Source organism: Enterobacter cloacae complex sp. R_G8 (assembly GCF_024599795.1).
GTDB lineage: Bacteria > Pseudomonadota > Gammaproteobacteria > Enterobacterales > Enterobacteriaceae > Enterobacter > Enterobacter dissolvens.
Map to the genome: position 1 here is coordinate 944,015 of NZ_CP102246.1, position 15,622 is coordinate 959,636.

At 56.2% G+C, this 15,622-nt stretch carries 13 protein-coding genes and 1 riboswitch; of the genes, 6 read left to right on the plus strand and 7 right to left on the minus strand.

The genetic code is table 11. The features are described from left to right. Positions 1-57: 57 nt before the first annotated feature. Positions 58-672: a glycerol-3-phosphate 1-O-acyltransferase PlsY gene (gene plsY / locus NQ842_RS04520; RefSeq protein WP_014833311.1), complete on the minus strand. Its 615-nt coding sequence runs from the start codon at positions 670-672 to the stop codon at positions 58-60. 107 nt (positions 673-779) lie between these two features. Between plsY and folB the strand changes: the two genes are divergently transcribed. Both folB and bacA read left to right on the plus strand, forming a co-directional pair. After that, positions 780-1,142, plus strand: coding sequence for a bifunctional dihydroneopterin aldolase/7,8-dihydroneopterin epimerase (folB, locus tag NQ842_RS04525; RefSeq protein WP_047361285.1), 363 nt, complete (start codon positions 780-782; stop codon positions 1,140-1,142). A 111-nt stretch (positions 1,143-1,253) separates the two neighbouring features. Further along, positions 1,254-2,075, plus strand: a complete 822-nt coding sequence (bacA, locus tag NQ842_RS04530) for an undecaprenyl-diphosphate phosphatase (protein WP_014833310.1) — start codon at positions 1,254-1,256, stop codon at positions 2,073-2,075. Positions 2,076-2,085: 10 nt separating this feature from the next. Here bacA and NQ842_RS04535 read toward each other — a convergent pair whose 3' ends face one another. Then, entirely contained in the window at positions 2,086-3,327 is a 1,242-nt protein-coding gene (locus NQ842_RS04535) for a multifunctional CCA addition/repair protein (protein ID WP_046888666.1), read from the minus strand. Between the two features lie 60 nt (positions 3,328-3,387). Continuing rightward, positions 3,388-4,008, minus strand: a complete 621-nt coding sequence (locus tag NQ842_RS04540) for a TIGR04211 family SH3 domain-containing protein (RefSeq protein WP_014833308.1) — start codon at positions 4,006-4,008, stop codon at positions 3,388-3,390. A gap of 238 nt (positions 4,009-4,246) precedes the next feature. Between NQ842_RS04540 and NQ842_RS04545 the strand changes: the two genes are divergently transcribed. The 3 genes from NQ842_RS04545 to hldE are packed head-to-tail and all read left to right on the plus strand — an operon-like array spanning position 4,247 to position 9,896. Further along, a complete protein-coding gene (locus NQ842_RS04545; protein WP_257256555.1) occupies positions 4,247-5,548 on the plus strand; it encodes an inorganic triphosphatase in 1,302 nt (433 codons plus the stop codon). An 18-nt stretch (positions 5,549-5,566) separates the two neighbouring features. Then, on the plus strand, positions 5,567-8,425 hold the full coding sequence (gene glnE / locus NQ842_RS04550; RefSeq protein WP_257256905.1) for a bifunctional [glutamate--ammonia ligase]-adenylyl-L-tyrosine phosphorylase/[glutamate--ammonia-ligase] adenylyltransferase: 2,859 nt from the start codon (positions 5,567-5,569) through the stop codon (positions 8,423-8,425). Positions 8,426-8,465: 40 nt separating this feature from the next. Beyond that, complete coding sequence (gene hldE, locus NQ842_RS04555) at positions 8,466-9,896, plus strand: bifunctional D-glycero-beta-D-manno-heptose-7-phosphate kinase/D-glycero-beta-D-manno-heptose 1-phosphate adenylyltransferase HldE (RefSeq protein ID WP_014833305.1); 1,431 nt, start codon at positions 8,466-8,468, stop codon at positions 9,894-9,896. Between the two features lie 79 nt (positions 9,897-9,975). On the opposite strand, the gene ubiK is transcribed toward hldE, so the two are convergent. Continuing rightward, complete coding sequence (gene ubiK, locus NQ842_RS04560; RefSeq protein WP_014833304.1) at positions 9,976-10,272, minus strand: ubiquinone biosynthesis accessory factor UbiK; 297 nt, start codon at positions 10,270-10,272, stop codon at positions 9,976-9,978. A 120-nt stretch (positions 10,273-10,392) separates the two neighbouring features. Next, positions 10,393-10,543: riboswitch (FMN riboswitch) on the plus strand. Positions 10,544-10,649: 106 nt separating this feature from the next. On the opposite strand from ubiK, the gene ribB reads away from it, so the two are divergent. Next, positions 10,650-11,303, plus strand: coding sequence for a 3,4-dihydroxy-2-butanone-4-phosphate synthase (gene ribB / locus NQ842_RS04565; protein ID WP_014833303.1), 654 nt, complete (start codon positions 10,650-10,652; stop codon positions 11,301-11,303). A 45-nt stretch (positions 11,304-11,348) separates the two neighbouring features. On the opposite strand, the gene NQ842_RS04570 is transcribed toward ribB, so the two are convergent. From NQ842_RS04570 to NQ842_RS04580, 3 genes are read right to left on the minus strand one after another with little or no spacing between them, the layout of a single operon-like run. After that, on the minus strand, positions 11,349-12,407 hold the full coding sequence (locus NQ842_RS04570) for a fimbrial protein (RefSeq protein WP_046888663.1): 1,059 nt from the start codon (positions 12,405-12,407) through the stop codon (positions 11,349-11,351). Further along, a complete protein-coding gene (locus tag NQ842_RS04575) occupies positions 12,391-13,149 on the minus strand; it encodes a molecular chaperone (RefSeq protein WP_063411990.1) in 759 nt (252 codons plus the stop codon). Before NQ842_RS04575 ends, NQ842_RS04570 begins: the two co-directional genes overlap by 17 nt. A gap of 6 nt (positions 13,150-13,155) precedes the next feature. Beyond that, a complete protein-coding gene (locus NQ842_RS04580) occupies positions 13,156-15,594 on the minus strand; it encodes a fimbria/pilus outer membrane usher protein (protein ID WP_373371741.1) in 2,439 nt (812 codons plus the stop codon). Between the last annotated feature and the right edge of the window lie 28 nt (positions 15,595-15,622).

Consider the following 15,622-nt stretch of genomic DNA (forward strand, 5'->3'; position numbering starts at 1 on the left):
GTTACCACAGGCAGAAGATGACCAAAATCACATTTGGTTATAAGGCATAACTCTCCGCTACTCGGGATCTTTTTTCTTTCGCTTGAGCTTCGTCCAGATTTTGGTCTCCTGACGACGCCACAGACGCTGAATATTATCGTGATGACGCAGCAGGATAAGGCAGGAGAGCATCGACACCGGGAAGGTGAACTGGGGTTTGAACCACCAGACGTAGAAGGGGGCAATCAGCGCGCTGACGATGGCGCCCAGCGACGAATAGCCGCTCAGAAGGATGGTCAGCAGCCAGGTGCCCGCCATCACGCCGGTGAGATCCCAGCCGATGGGCGCGATGGCACCAAAGGCTGTCGCGACGCCTTTGCCGCCTTTAAAACCGAAGAATACGGGCCAGATGTGGCCGACACAGGCGGCGATGGCAATAAGCCCCAGCCAGAACGGAGTAACGCCCAGCGCATACGCGCCCCAGACGGGTAACATCCCTTTCAGAACGTCAAAAATCAAAACCGCTACGGCTGCTCCCTTGCCGCCAATTCGTAGTACATTGGTCGCTCCCGGATTCCCGGAACCACTTTCGCGCGGGTCAGGTAACCCGGCAATGCGGCAGACCAGAATGGCGCTGGAGATTGAGCCGCAAAGGTAGGCGAGGAGAATCATTCCAGGCGCGATTGCACTCATAACGCTGTTCCGTTTAGAAAATGTATCTGTATTCTCAGCATCTGTGGATAATACGCATAATTCACCGGAAGTGGTATCCGGTTTAGCCAAAAAGCAGGCAGGTCGTGATGGATATTGTATTTATAGAGCAACTTTCGGTAATCACCACTATTGGTGTTTACGACTGGGAACAGACCATCGAGCAGAAGCTGGTGTTCGATATCGAAATGGGCTGGGATAACCGCAAGTCAGCGAAGAGTGATGACGTAAATGATTGTCTGAGCTATGCCGACATCAGCGAAACGGTCATTGCCCACGTTGAAGGGCAGCGTTTTGCGCTGGTAGAACGGGTGGCGGAGGAGGTGGCCGAACTGCTGCTGACCAAATTCAACTCGCCGTGGGTGCGCATTAAGCTGAGCAAGCCAGGCGCGGTGGCGCGTGCCGCTAATGTGGGCGTCATCATCGAGCGTGGCACAAATCTGAAAGGATAGATTTAACGTCATAATAGCTAAACCATTTTAGGTTATATCGGTCTTAAAGCTGTATCTTTCACGGTAGCTGTTGGGGCGACCGTTTTTTTATATTTTTTTAGGGGTTTATAGATGAGCGATATGCACTCGCTGCTGGTGGCGGCAATTCTGGGTGTGGTCGAAGGATTGACGGAGTTTTTGCCGGTTTCCAGTACGGGCCATATGATTATCGTTGGCCATCTGCTGGGCTTTGAAGGCGATACCGCAAAGACGTTCGAGGTGGTCATTCAGTTGGGTTCCATTCTGGCTGTGGTCGTGATGTTCTGGCGGCGTCTGTTTGGGTTGATCGGTATCCACTTCGGGCGTTTGCCACAGCGTGAAGGTGAGAGCAAGGGCCGCCTGACGCTGATTCATATCCTGCTCGGGATGATCCCGGCAGTGGTGCTGGGGCTGGTTTTCCACGACACCATCAAATCGCTGTTTAACCCGATTAACGTGATGTACGCGCTGGTGGTCGGTGGTTTCCTGCTGATTGCGGCGGAAGTGCTGAAGCCAAAAACGCCGCGGGCAGAAGGCCTGGACGATATGACCTATCGCCAGGCCTTTATCATTGGCTGCTTCCAGTGTCTGGCACTGTGGCCGGGCTTCTCGCGTTCTGGTGCGACGATCTCTGGCGGGATGCTGATGGGCGTAAGCCGTTACGCGGCGTCGGAGTTTTCGTTCCTGCTGGCGGTGCCGATGATGATGGGCGCCACCGCGCTGGACCTCTACAAAAGCATTGGCTTCCTCACCACGGGCGACATTCCGATGTTTGCTGTCGGCTTTATCACCGCCTTTATCGTGGCGCTGATTGCCATTAAAACCTTCCTGCAACTGATTAAGCGTATCTCGTTTATCCCGTTCGCCATCTACCGCTTTATCGTCGCGGCTGCCGTTTACGTGGTCTTCTTCTGACCGACTGCCCTCAGTCTTTTGGCTGAGGGCAATGCTTTTCCTTCCAGTCTGATACCGCCTGAATTCGCCGTCTGGTGAGCTCCTCCCGGATCTCGGGACCTTTAAAGCCCGCGTCGACAACATCTTTCGTCGGTACCGCTTTGGCCACCGCCCACGCTGCGCGCAGCAAACGCCCCTGCGGGTAGTCACAGGCTTCAAACCCGGTACGCCCGCGCACGTCAGCTTCGCTGGTGAGCGCGATCTGCTCGACGCGCTGGGGTTTACGCCAGGCATCGATGTTATCGAACAGTTTAACGATGGTGGCCGGTTTCAGGATTGGGAAGGTGTGGATAAGGTCGTGGAATTCGGCCACCAGTTTCGCCAGATCGCGGATCTCGTTCGGCACCCGCAGGCGCTGGCACAGCCCCTCGACCAGCTTCACCCCTGCCGGGCCGTGCCCGTGGTGGCGAGGCCAGAATTCTTTTGGCGTTAAGCCTTTGCCAAGATCGTGGCACAGGGTGGAAAAACGCACGTCCACCTCCGGGCTGAGCATGGCCGCCATACTGAGCGTCATCAGGGTGTGCACGCCAGTGTCGATTTCCGGATGCCATTTTGCCGGGGCAGGCACGCCAAACAGCACGTCTATCTCCGGGAACAGCACCTTCAGGGCGCCGCAGTCGCGCAGCACCTGGAAAAAGACCTGCGGGTTGCGGGTGGTGAGGGCATTTTCCGTCTCTTTCCAGACGCGCTCTGGCGTCAGGTGTTCCAGCTCGCCCGCCTCGGTCATGGCGGTCATCAGCGCCATCGTCTCATCGGCAATACGGAAACTGAGATGGGCGTAACGCGCGGCAAAGCGCGCCACGCGCAGCACCCGGAGCGGATCTTCAGAAAAGGCCGGGGAAACATGACGTAAAAGACGGTTGCGCAGATCGTCCTGGCCGCCATAAGCGTCTACGATCTGGCCGTTCTCGTCCTGCGCCAGCGCGTTGATGGTGAGATCGCGGCGCAGCAGATCTTGCTCCAGCGTGACGTCCGGCGCGGCATAGCAGGTGAAGCCGGTATAGCCGGAACCGGATTTACGCTCCGTACGCGCCAGGGCGTACTCTTCGCGGCTTTGCGGATGGAGGAACACGGGAAAATCGCGGCCTACCTGCTGGTAGCCCGCGTTAAGCATCTCTTCGGGGGTGGCGCCTACCACCACCCAGTCTTTATCTTTGACCGGCAGACCTAACAACGCATCACGTACCGCACCACCGACCAGATAACTCTTCACGCCTTACACTCCCGTTTTCTCTTTTCCAGGATCATACGTAAGTCTGGCAGAGAAGACGAGTTAGTTCATCCAGCGGTCTTTACGCTTACGGCTTGGGATCAGGTGTGGCAGAACGAGACCCAGTACCAGACCGACGCCCAGTACGCCGCCGCCATACATAAACCACTGCATGATGATGGTGCGCTGTTTGTCATCGAGCTGCAGATTGGCGGCATTCACTTTCTTCTGCGCCACAATCAGCTCATTCTTCAGTTTCTGGTTCTCTTCTTTCAGACCGTTAATCACGCTGTCGCTCTGCGCGACTTTCTGCTGCATTTCCGCGGTACGCTGGTTCCAGGTGCCGTCAATGTTGTTCAGCTTGTCGGTCAGGGTTTTCACCTGGTTTTCCAGATCCGGCACGCGGGTGCGCAGGCTTGGCACGGTGCTCAGCTCTTTCAGGGGGATCCAGGACGTACGGCCGGAACTGTCGCGAACCTGACCATAATTGGTCTCCGCGTTGGTCTGTAACAGGGTGACTTCCTCGCCGGCATTTACCGTACCCACGAGGCGATAATTATCTCCGGGGCCGCTACGTACCCAGGTGTTCAGTTCGTCAGAAACGTAACGCTTTTCTTCAGCGTGGACCGCAGTCGCGGCGCTAAAAGCGAGTAAAGTAAGTCCAATCAGGCGTAATTTAAGCATATCAGTCGTTATTTTCATAAATAGTGGAACGATAGTAGTGGCATCAGTGTCTCTACGCAAAGGATTCGTCATCAATCAGAATCATCTGTGTCCCGATCGCCGCCGCTGCAAACTTTTTACGCCCGTCAAATTGCTCATTGCGTGGCAATTTGGCGCAAAATACTATGTACTGACAAACAAATGGCGAGGAAGTTCGCCTTCATCGACGCGTCTGTGACGCACGCAAAAGTACAAGGCTATGGCACAAGAGATCGAATTAAAGTTTATCGTCGAAAAAGACAGCGTTGACGCGCTGCGCCAGCATCTGCAAACGCTGTCCGGCGAACACCATGAACCCGTACAGCTGCTCAATATCTATTACGAAACGCCGGACAACTGGCTGCGTCGTCACGATATGGGCTTGCGCATCCGTGGCGCGAACGGGCGCTACGAGATGACGATGAAAATCGCCGGTCGCGTTGTGGGCGGTTTGCATCAGCGCCCGGAATACAATATCGACATCAGTCAGCCAGAACTTGAGCTGGAACGTTTTCCGGCAGAAGTGTGGCCGAACGGCGAACTGCCATCCACCCTGGCAACAGAGGTGCAGCCGCTGTTCAGCACCGATTTCTGGCGCGAGAAATGGCTGGTAACGGAAGGCAAAAGCCGCATTGAAATCGCCCTTGATTTGGGCGAGGTGAAAGCGGGCGAATACCAGGAACCGATTTGCGAGCTGGAGCTTGAGTTGCTGGAAGGTGAGACGAACGATGTGCTGAGGCTGGCGCGTAAGCTAGTGAGTCAGTCAGGCTTACGTCAGGGCAGCCTCAGCAAAGCCGCCCGCGGCTATCATCTGGCAGCCGGGAATGCGCCACGCGTGCTGAAAGAGACCCCTGTGCTACGCGTTGCCCCAAAAGCCAGCGTTGAGCAGGGTATGGAGGCGGCGCTGGAGCTGGCGCTCTCGCAGTGGCAGTACCACGAGGAGCTCTGGGTACGTAATGTCAAAAACGCAAAAGCCCACGTCCTGGCCGCCATCGGTCTGGTTCGTCATACCCTGACGCTGTTTGGCGGCATTGTGCCGCGCAAAGCAAGTGCTCACTTACGCGATCTGCTGACCCAAACCGAAGCACTGATGCTCTCCGACGTGTCGGCGCAAACGGCGATCTACAGCCCGCAAACCGCGGCCGCCAAACTGGCGCTGACCGAGTTTCTGGTGACACGCGGCTGGCGCACCTTCCTGGACGCTAAAGCCCAGACCAAAATCGCAGAAAACTTCAAACGTTTCGCGGATATCCACCTTTCCCGCCATGCCGCAGAGCTGAAAACCACCTTTGCTTATCCGCTGGGCGACCAGTACGGCGATCAGCTGATCCGCCTGACGCGCAACATCGACAGCATGTTACTGCTGTCAGGCGCCTATGATGGCGTCAAAGCGCAGGCCTGGCTGGAGAACTGGCAGGGGCTGAAACATGCCATCGAAACCCGTCAGCATATTGAGATTGAGCATTTCCGCAACGAGGCCATTTCGCAGGAGCCATTCTGGCTGCACAGCGGAAAACGTTAACTCTGGCAAGGAACCCCTATAATGCCGCTTTCTTCGCAGTTACAGCAGCAGTGGCAGACCGTTTGCGAACGTCTGCCTGAGTCATTACCGGCGTCATCGTTAAGTGAGCAGGCAAAGCGCGTGCTCACGTTCAGTGATTTTGTGCAGGAAAGTATTACGGCTAACCCGGACTGGCTGGTGGAGCTTGAAAACGCCCCGCCGCAGGCTGACGAGTGGCGGCATTATGCAGTCTGGCTGCAAACCGCGCTGGCTGACGTCGTGGATGAGGCCACCTTAATGCGGGTGTTGCGCCAGTTCCGCCGCCGGGTGATGGTGCGTATCGCCTGGGCGCAGGCGCTTGAGCTGGTCAGTGAAGAGAGCACGCTCCAGCAGTTGAGCGAGCTGGCGCAGACGCTGATTGTCGCTGCGCGAGACTGGCTTTACGCCGCCTGCTGTAAAGAGTGGGGCACGCCGTGCAGCGAGGAAGGGGTTCCTCAGCCGCTGTTGATTCTGGGGATGGGCAAGCTGGGCGGCTGCGAGCTGAACTTCTCCTCCGATATCGACCTGATTTTTGCCTGGCCGGAGAACGGCTCCACGCGCGGAGGCCGTCGTGAGCTGGACAACGCCCAGTTCTTCACCCGTCTTGGCCAGCGTCTGATTAAGGCGCTGGATCAGCCGACGCAGGACGGATTTGTCTATCGCGTGGATATGCGTCTGCGTCCGTTTGGCGACAGCGGCCCGCTGGTGCTGAGTTTTGCGGCGCTGGAAGATTACTACCAGGAGCAGGGGCGCGACTGGGAGCGTTATGCGATGGTCAAAGCGCGGATCATGGGTGACAGTGACGACGCTTACGCCAACGAGCTACGCGCCATGCTGCGCCCGTTTGTGTTCCGTCGCTATATCGACTTCAGCGTGATCCAGTCCCTGCGTAACATGAAAGGGATGATCGCCCGTGAGGTACGCCGTCGTGGGCTGAAAGATAACATTAAGCTCGGCGCGGGTGGCATTCGTGAAATCGAGTTTATTGTCCAGGTTTTCCAGCTCATCCGCGGTGGTCGCGAGCCGTCGCTGCAATCCCGCTCGTTGCTCCCGACGCTGTCGGCGATTGAGCAACTCCATCTCCTGCCGGAGGGGGACGCGCAAACCCTGCGTGAGGCATACCTGTTCCTGCGTCGTCTGGAAAATCTGCTGCAAAGCATCAATGACGAGCAAACCCAGACCCTGCCGGGGGATGAGCTGAACCGGGCGCGTCTGGCCTGGGGCATGCGCGTGGACGACTGGGCGGCACTGACCGAACGACTGGACGCGCATATGGCAGGCGTGCGCCGTATCTTTAACGAGCTGATTGGCGATGATGAAAGCGAATCGCAGGACGATACGCTCTCTGAACACTGGCGTGAACTGTGGCAGGATGCCCTGCAGGAAGATGACACCACGCCCGTGCTGGCGCACCTGAGCGACGACGATCGCCATCGGGTGGTGGCGCTGATCGCCGATTTCCGCCTTGAACTCAACAAGCGCGCCATTGGTCCGCGTGGTCGCCAGGTGCTGGATCACCTGATGCCGCACCTGCTGAGCGATGTCTGTTCCCGTGCCGACGCACCGGTGCCACTTTCCCGCATGATGCCGCTGCTGAGCGGCATTATTACGCGTACCACCTATCTTGAACTGCTGAGCGAGTTCCCGGGAGCGTTGAAGCATCTGATCACGCTCTGCGCGGCGTCACCGATGGTGGCGAACAAGCTGGCGCGTTACCCGCTGCTGCTGGATGAACTGCTCGATCCCAATACCCTCTATCAGCCGACGGCGACCGATGCCTACCGCGATGAGCTGCGTCAGTATCTGCTGCGCGTGCCCGAGGAAGATGAAGAGCAGCAGCTGGAAGCGCTGCGTCAGTTCAAACAGGCGCAGATGCTGCGCGTCGCGGCGGCGGATATTGCCGGAACGCTGCCGGTGATGAAAGTGAGCGATCACTTAACCTGGCTGGCGGAAGCAATCATCGATGCAGTTGTGCATCAGGCGTGGATCCAGATGGTGGCGCGTTACGGTCAGCCAAAACATCTTGCTGAACGAGAAGGCCGCGGTTTCGCCGTGGTAGGCTATGGCAAGCTCGGCGGGTGGGAACTGGGATACAGCTCGGATCTGGATTTAATCTTCCTGCACGATTGTCCGGCCGATGTGATGACCGACGGCGAGCGTGAAATTGACGGGCGCCAGTTCTATCTGCGTCTGGCCCAGCGCATTATGCACCTGTTCAGCACCCGCACGTCATCGGGTATTTTGTACGAAGTGGATGCCCGTCTGCGCCCGTCCGGCGCGGCCGGGATGCTGGTGACTTCAACGGAATCCTTTGCCGATTATCAGAAAAACGAAGCCTGGACGTGGGAGCATCAGGCGCTGGTGCGCGCCCGCGTGGTGTATGGTGATCCGCAGTTAAAAACGCAGTTCGATGCCATTCGTAAAGCGGTGATGACCACCCCACGTGAAGGCAGTAAGTTGCAGACCGACGTGCGCGAAATGCGTGAAAAAATGCGTGCGCACCTGGGCAATAAACACCGCGATCGGTTTGATATTAAAGCCGATGAGGGTGGCATTACCGACATTGAGTTTATTACCCAGTATCTGGTGCTCCTGCATGCGCATGATAAGCCGAAGCTGACCCGCTGGTCGGATAATGTGCGCATTCTGGAGCTGCTTGCGCAAAACGACATCATGGATGAGCAGGAAGCGCTGGCCTTAACCCGCGCCTACACCACGCTGCGCGATGAGTTGCACCACCTCGCCTTGCAGGAACAGCCGGGCCACGTGGCGCTCGACTGCTTTACCCGTGAACGCGACCAGGTGAAAGCGAGCTGGCAGAAGTGGCTGGTGGAACCGTGCGTAACAAAACAAGTGTGATATCATCGCGCGCAAATTGTGAATCTTTCTGGAGTCAGGAATGAAAGTAACACTGCCAGAGTTTGAACGTGCTGGAGTTATGGTTGTCGGCGATGTGATGCTGGATCGCTACTGGTATGGGCCGACCAGCCGTATCTCCCCGGAAGCACCGGTACCGGTCGTTAAGGTCGATACCATTGAAGAGCGTCCTGGCGGCGCGGCAAACGTGGCGATGAACATTGCTTCTCTGGGCGCACATTCGCGTCTGGTGGGCCTCACCGGTATCGACGATGCGGCGCGCGCGCTGAGCAAGTCGCTGGCGGACGTGAACGTGAAGTGCGATTTCGTCTCTGTTCCGACGCACCCGACCATAACCAAGCTGCGCGTGTTGTCGCGTAACCAGCAACTGATCCGCCTCGACTTTGAAGAAGGGTTTGAAGGTGTGGATCCTGAGCCGCTGCACGAGCGCATTAATCAGGCGCTGAGCAATATCGGCGCGCTGGTACTGTCCGATTACGCCAAAGGGGCGCTGGCAAGCGTACAGCAGATGATCCAGCTGGCGCGTAAAGCCAATGTGCCGGTACTGATCGATCCGAAAGGCACCGACTTTGAGCGCTATCGCGGCGCAACGCTGCTGACGCCAAACCTCTCGGAGTTTGAAGCGGTGGCGGGCAAGTGTAAGACGGAAGCGGAGATCGTCGAGCGCGGTATGAAGATCATCGCTGACTTCGAGCTGTCTGCACTGCTGGTGACCCGCTCCGAGCAGGGGATGACCCTGCTGCAGCCGGGCAAAGCGCCGCTGCATATGCCTACTCAGGCGCAGGAAGTGTACGACGTGACGGGTGCCGGTGATACGGTGATCGGCGTGCTGGCGGCAACGCTGGCGGCGGGTAACTCCCTCGAAGAAGCCTGCTACTTCGCGAACGCCGCGGCGGGCGTGGTCGTCGGTAAGCTCGGGACATCTACCGTTTCGCCAATCGAACTGGAAAACGCCGTACGCGGCCGTGCCGATACCGGTTTTGGCGTCATGAGCGAAGACGAACTGAAAGTGGCCGTTGCCGCTGCGCGTAAACGCGGTGAGAAAGTGGTGATGACCAATGGCGTGTTCGACATTCTGCACGCGGGCCATGTCTCTTATCTGGCGAATGCACGCAAGCTGGGCGATCGTCTGATTGTGGCAGTGAACAGCGATGCCTCGACCAAACGTCTGAAGGGCGAAACGCGTCCGGTGAATCCGCTGGAGCAGCGTATGATTGTGCTCGGCGCGCTGGAAGCGGTGGACTGGGTGGTGCCGTTTGAAGAAGACACGCCTCAGCGCCTGATTGCAGGCATTCTGCCGGATCTGCTGGTGAAAGGCGGCGACTATAAACCGGAGCAAATCGCGGGCAGCGAAGAGGTCTGGGCCAACGGCGGTGAAGTGATGGTGCTCAACTTTGAGGACGGGTGTTCAACCACCAACATCATCAAGAAGATCCAGAAAGACAGTCAGTAAAAAAAACGGGCCAGTTGGCCCGTTTTTTTTACCCTCTCCCCGTGGGAGAGGGCTGGGGTGAGGGCACAACAGGCCGCACTTACTCCTGGTCATCCACAGGTGGAATCGCCGGTGCGGGTTTCACTTCCGCTGGCGTATTCCGGTTTTCCAGCTCGGTCAGACGCTGTTCCAGCAGCGCCAGCTTCTCGCGGGTGCGCAGCAGAACCTGCGTCTGCACGTCAAACTCTTCGCGGCTGACTAAATCAAGGCGAACCAACTGCGCCTGCAGCGTCTGGCGGATTTTCTTCTCAACATCATCACCAAACTCACGAATGCCTTTCGGCATGGATTCATGAACCTGACGTGCAATTTGCTCAATTTTCTTTGGGTCAATCATTGTCGTTTCCCTTGATGAAAAGGTGTTAGTGTCCATTGTAGCGCGTCATGCCACGGGTTAAACAAAATTGTTTGTTGCTTATGCATTGCCCAGGATAATCAATAGCGTTATAGTTATCTCGCTTATTCTCAGGGCGGGGCGAAATTCCCCACCGGCGGTAAATCAGCGTCATGCTGAAAGCCCGCGAGCGCTTTGGGTGAACACTCAAAGGTCAGCAGATCCGGTGTAATTCCGGGGCCGACGGTTAGAGTCCGGATGGGAGAGAGTAACGATCCAGTCGGGCATGGGCCCGCTCACGTTATCTTTTTGCCGCTTATACGGCGCTCCTAAGACTGCCCTGATTCTGGTAACCATAATGTTAATGAGGTTTTTTTACCATGAATCAGACGCTACTTTCCTCTTTTGGCACTTCAACTCAACGTGTTGAACATGCACTGGATGCATTGCGCGAAGGCCGCGGTGTGATGGTGCTGGACGATGAAAACCGTGAAAACGAAGGCGACATGATTTTCGCCGCCGAAAACATGACCGTTGAGCAGATGGCACTGACCATCCGTCACGGCAGCGGCATCGTATGCCTGTGTATTACCGAAGACCGTCGTAAGCAGCTTGACCTGCCGATGATGGTTGAGAACAACACCAGCGCCTTTGGTACCGGTTTTACCGTGACGATTGAAGCTGCGCATGGCGTGACCACCGGTGTGTCAGCGGCTGACCGTCTGACTACCGTCCGTGCAGCGATTGCGGATGGCGCGAAACCCTCCGACCTGCACCGTCCTGGCCACGTCTTCCCGCTGCGTGCGCAGGCGGGCGGTGTGCTGACCCGTGGCGGCCACACGGAAGCGACCATTGACCTGGTAACGCTGGCAGGCTTCAAACCTGCAGGCGTACTGTGTGAACTGACCAACGATGATGGCACCATGGCGCGTGCACCAGAGTGCATCACCTTTGCACGCTTGCACAACATGCCGGTGGTGACGATTGAAGATCTGATCGAGTACCGTCAGGCGCACGAGCGCAAAGCCAGCTGAACGATGCATGAATGAAAAAGCCGGGGAAACCCGGCTTTGTTGTCTCTAGTGGTAGTTAATTTTAAACAGCACGACCGTTTCAAAAGGACCAGAATCGATACCCTTTCCCTCTGCACGTGAAAGCTCAGCGGTGTACGTGGTCTCGAAATGCAGTACCGAACCGGTAAAATCAGCGTACTCGTCATACTGATTGAAGGTGTAGGGCTGTGTACCGTTAAGAATACGCAGCTTCAGCCCATTACCAATCAGCAACGCCGTGTCATTGGCCGTCAGTTCGTTATCGGTATAGAACGACGCGTCGATCTTAAACCCGTCTGAACACTGTGCATCCTGTACTTTACTGGTTTTAACCGAGAACGTTCGCGTGCGTGTGCCCTGATTGACGATGTCACGTGCGCTGAAGGTGCCAAAATCGATCTCCTGATTTTCAGGGTAAATGCTGAACGTCGCCCCGCAGTCCAGGACCCTGATGTTCTCCAGCCCGTTAATGTGATATTTGAGATTTTTCGCATCAGAAAGGGCATTTACGCCTCCTTTGCCGTCAAACTGCACGACGATGTAATCACCAAGCGTACTGACGTAGCCCTGAGGCGGTATCGCCCTGAGCTTAACGTACAGTCTGAAGCGCGCCGCAAAGGTTCGTGAGGTATGAACATCCAACGCATTCCCCGAGCACACGTATTTCTCCCAGCCCATCGCTTTTAACTGTTCAGCCGTATATTTACTCAGGCTGTTGTTGTCCAGACACTGACGGGTATCCACGCCGTAGGTTTGCCCGATGGCATCGTAATCCGCACCTTCGTAGGTCACCCCAAGTTCGTAGTAAGGATCCGACACCGACGGATAAGGGTTCACCCAGGCGAAGACGTCTTCGTTCTCATGATTTGACGCGGTATTCCTGTCGCAATACACGGGGATTTTGATATCGCTGGATTCCCATATTTTTTGCCCAACCCTGGCTGTGCTGGGGATTGAGAATTCTGACACCGTTTTGGTTTGCTCCACCGGGCCATTTTGTGTGCCAAGGTAGCAGTTCAGCGCCAGCGCCTGCTTAAGGGGACACATCACCAGCATAAAAAGGAAAAGCTTAGCGAGTTGTCGCATTTTGCCCTGCCTTACGCGGCGCCAGCGTGCATGGTGTTGACCCGGAGCAGGTTAGATTAACCTTGCGTAGCGCACCGTAATCATCGATATAACCTATGCTATAGCCCGTTCCTTGTGATTCACTCAGCGTCAGCGTGCTGGTCGCAAACGGGTCGATCATCAAACTGTCGAAGCCTGGCATCATTGTTTTACCGTTATTGCTCAGCCACGCCAGGGTGATGAAATAGGGCGTTGGGTTTTTCAGGCGCATGGTGTTGCCCGACAATGTCACCGCCAGTTGCATTTCCGTTTCCTCTCCCGTTTTTTTGCGGATGTTTTCCGGACGCCAGAACAACTTGATGCGGCTCTGCATAGCCACCTGCATGACGCTACGCGCCTCTTTCAGATTCGTGCTTTTGGGCGGCACTTCACGCAGATTGAAATAAAACAGCGTTTCCCTATCCTGAGGCAGCTGTTGCGTCGCAGCCTGTTTCACAATCCGTACCTGTGACGAAGTGCCAGGTTCAATACGCTGAATGGGAGGCAGGACCATAAAATGGCTGTCCTCTTTGCGCCCCTCCTGATCCTCCACCCAGGCGAGGGCAAGATAGGGAAGTGATTTACTCTGGTTGTCGATAGTCAGGCTGCTGGCTTTATCGCTTGCGGAAAAGACGATGCGCGTCCTGTCCAGGTTAATCGCCGCATGCGAGACGCTGGAGCCACAAAACAGGAATGCTGCTAAATAAACATATGATTTCATCATGATAATTTACTGACAGGGCAGCATTAGCTGCGTGGTGTTGTCGAGAGAGGCTGGCAGGGAGAAATGACACTGCTGATTGTCTCCCCACGTGACCGTAAAGTGCTGTTTCGCGTTTACCGCTCCCAGCCAGATGTGTCCGTCCTGGGCGACAATGCCCACCTCTTTACCTGAATCCTGCTCACGCACCTGGGCACCGAGGGGAGGCGTGCCGCGGGCGGTACGCACGACACCGGCAATATCCTGACCCTGACGGGAGGCAATCAGCCGATAACCGATTGCCCCCTCGGTCCATGTCGAGCGGAGGACGCGGTTATCGACATCGACACCCTCTGGCAGATTATTCAGATTCACCTGTACGCTGGCGGGCATATAGCTCGAAAAGGCGGGCAGGACGCCAATACCAAAGGTATTGGTCGCATCGTGGGACATATTCAGCGGTATATTGCCGATTCCTTCCGTGCTGACCATCACGCGTGGTTCGTTACCGTAGCTCCGGCGATGAAGCGCTGCCCCATGGGCGGTTGCGGTGAACGAGCCGTTCCAGCTCGCACTGATGGAACGGTATTCGTTGGCCTTGTAGCTTCCGGACAGGTTCAGGTCTCCCGTTCCGGCGTAATGCTGATAATTCGCGCTGACTTGCGCCCCGGCGTCAGTTTTTTTGCTCTCGGTACCAGCGGATATCCCCCAGGTATTGTTACTGTCTGAAGAGTCATACCAGGAGAGCGTCTGACGCGTCGTGTCGCTGTTTCTCAGGTCGTAATTGAGGCGGTGCTCCGGATCGAGGGGCAGGCTTAGCGAGAAGTAAACCTGCGTGTCATCGCTTTGATCCTGATAATGTGTTTTGCTCCATGAGGCCGTCACGCCAAGATTTTTCCAGCGGCCAAGGTCGAAGGTGTATCCTGCCGTGAGCGTTCCGGTGGTGGAGGGGGCTCTGTCCCACCAGGTCTGGCGCAGCATACCAAGGTAAAGGTTTAGCGACAGGGCGGGGATGAACTGGCTGGCAGTGATGCTCAGCGTTTGTTTTTCCATTTCTGCGTCAGCCTGATCGTTTTCAAGAAAACGGGCATAGCTGAGAAAGCGATTGTCGGAGTAGCGGTAGCTGGCAAGCGTGAGCTGACTCCCGGTGGTGTCGAAACGCTTGCTGTAGTTGATGCGATAGCTGTATCCGGTCTGCTTTGTTTCTCCTACGCGCTGGCTGCTGGCCCGGGTGACGTCAAATGACAGCGCTCCAAGCATATCCATGTTTTGCCCGATACCTGCCGCCAGTGCGCGGTAATCATTACCGCTGTTGAGAAGCCCGCCGTACAGGGATGTCCGGGAGAGTACGCCCCAGGAGAATTCGCTGCTTAAAAAGGCCTCGCTTTCGACATTATGCGAGCTGTCCTGACGGGGTTTACCGCCCGCCAGCTTATAGCGAACCTGGCCTTTTCGCGTCAGGAAAGGCACTGATGCTGCAGAAACCTGAAAGGTACTGGTGTGACCGTCTTCTTCGGCGACGATAACGTCTAACGTACCCTGTACCGACTGGTTGATATCCTGGATCACAAAGGGACCCGGCGGAACTTTGGTTTGATAGATAATTCTGTCTGCCTGGCTGACGGTCACGGTGGCATTCGTCTGAGCAATACCAGAAATTTGTGGCGCGTAGCCGCGCAGAGACCAGGGCAGCATGCGCTCGTCGCTGATAAGTGAGGCTCCGGTGTAGGAAAATCCGTCGAAAATATCCGACTGAAAATCTGACTCACCCAGCGTCAGCGTAGAGCCAAATACAGGCAGAGGGCGAAAAAGGTAGGCGCGAGAAAGGCGGCCATCGCTCTGCGACCTCCCATCCGTACGGTTAAGGGCGTACTGATAATCTCCTCGCAGTCGCCAGGCGCCCAGGTTGGCGCCAGCGGTCCCGTAGGTATTGACGTTATCGCTGCTTGACCCCTCATCTGGCTGATAGCGGCTGGCAAACAGATTGTAATCCAGCAGCACGCCTGAGACACCGTTGTCCCAGGTCGCGGGCGGCATCCAGTTGGTGGAACGGTACTGTAGCCAGGCCTGAGGTAGGGTGACTTCCAGCGTTTGCGTCGCCTGAATAAACTCGAAACGAACCTGCGGCAGCGGGGAAAAGTCGACACAGCCCGCGTTAACCGTCAGCATGCTGCGGTATTTATCGTCCAGACCAAAAGTGTCCGCCAGATCGGACGGAATGCAGACTTCCGTTGTATCGTCTTTTTTATACCAGGCTAACTGCCAGCCGTTAGTGAGCGGCGTATTATTTATTGAAACGGTAACGAAATAATGACCCGGCGCAACGTGGTTCTTATCTTTGAACTGGGATAAATCAACATTGCCGCGCTGATCTTTATCGATAGCGTTAATATTAAATTCAACGGCAACCAGTGGAAGAGGCGTAAGAAAGCCAGCAATGATGATCGAAAACGCACTGTATTTCATCATTTAGCTCTCAAATAAAATTACGGCAATG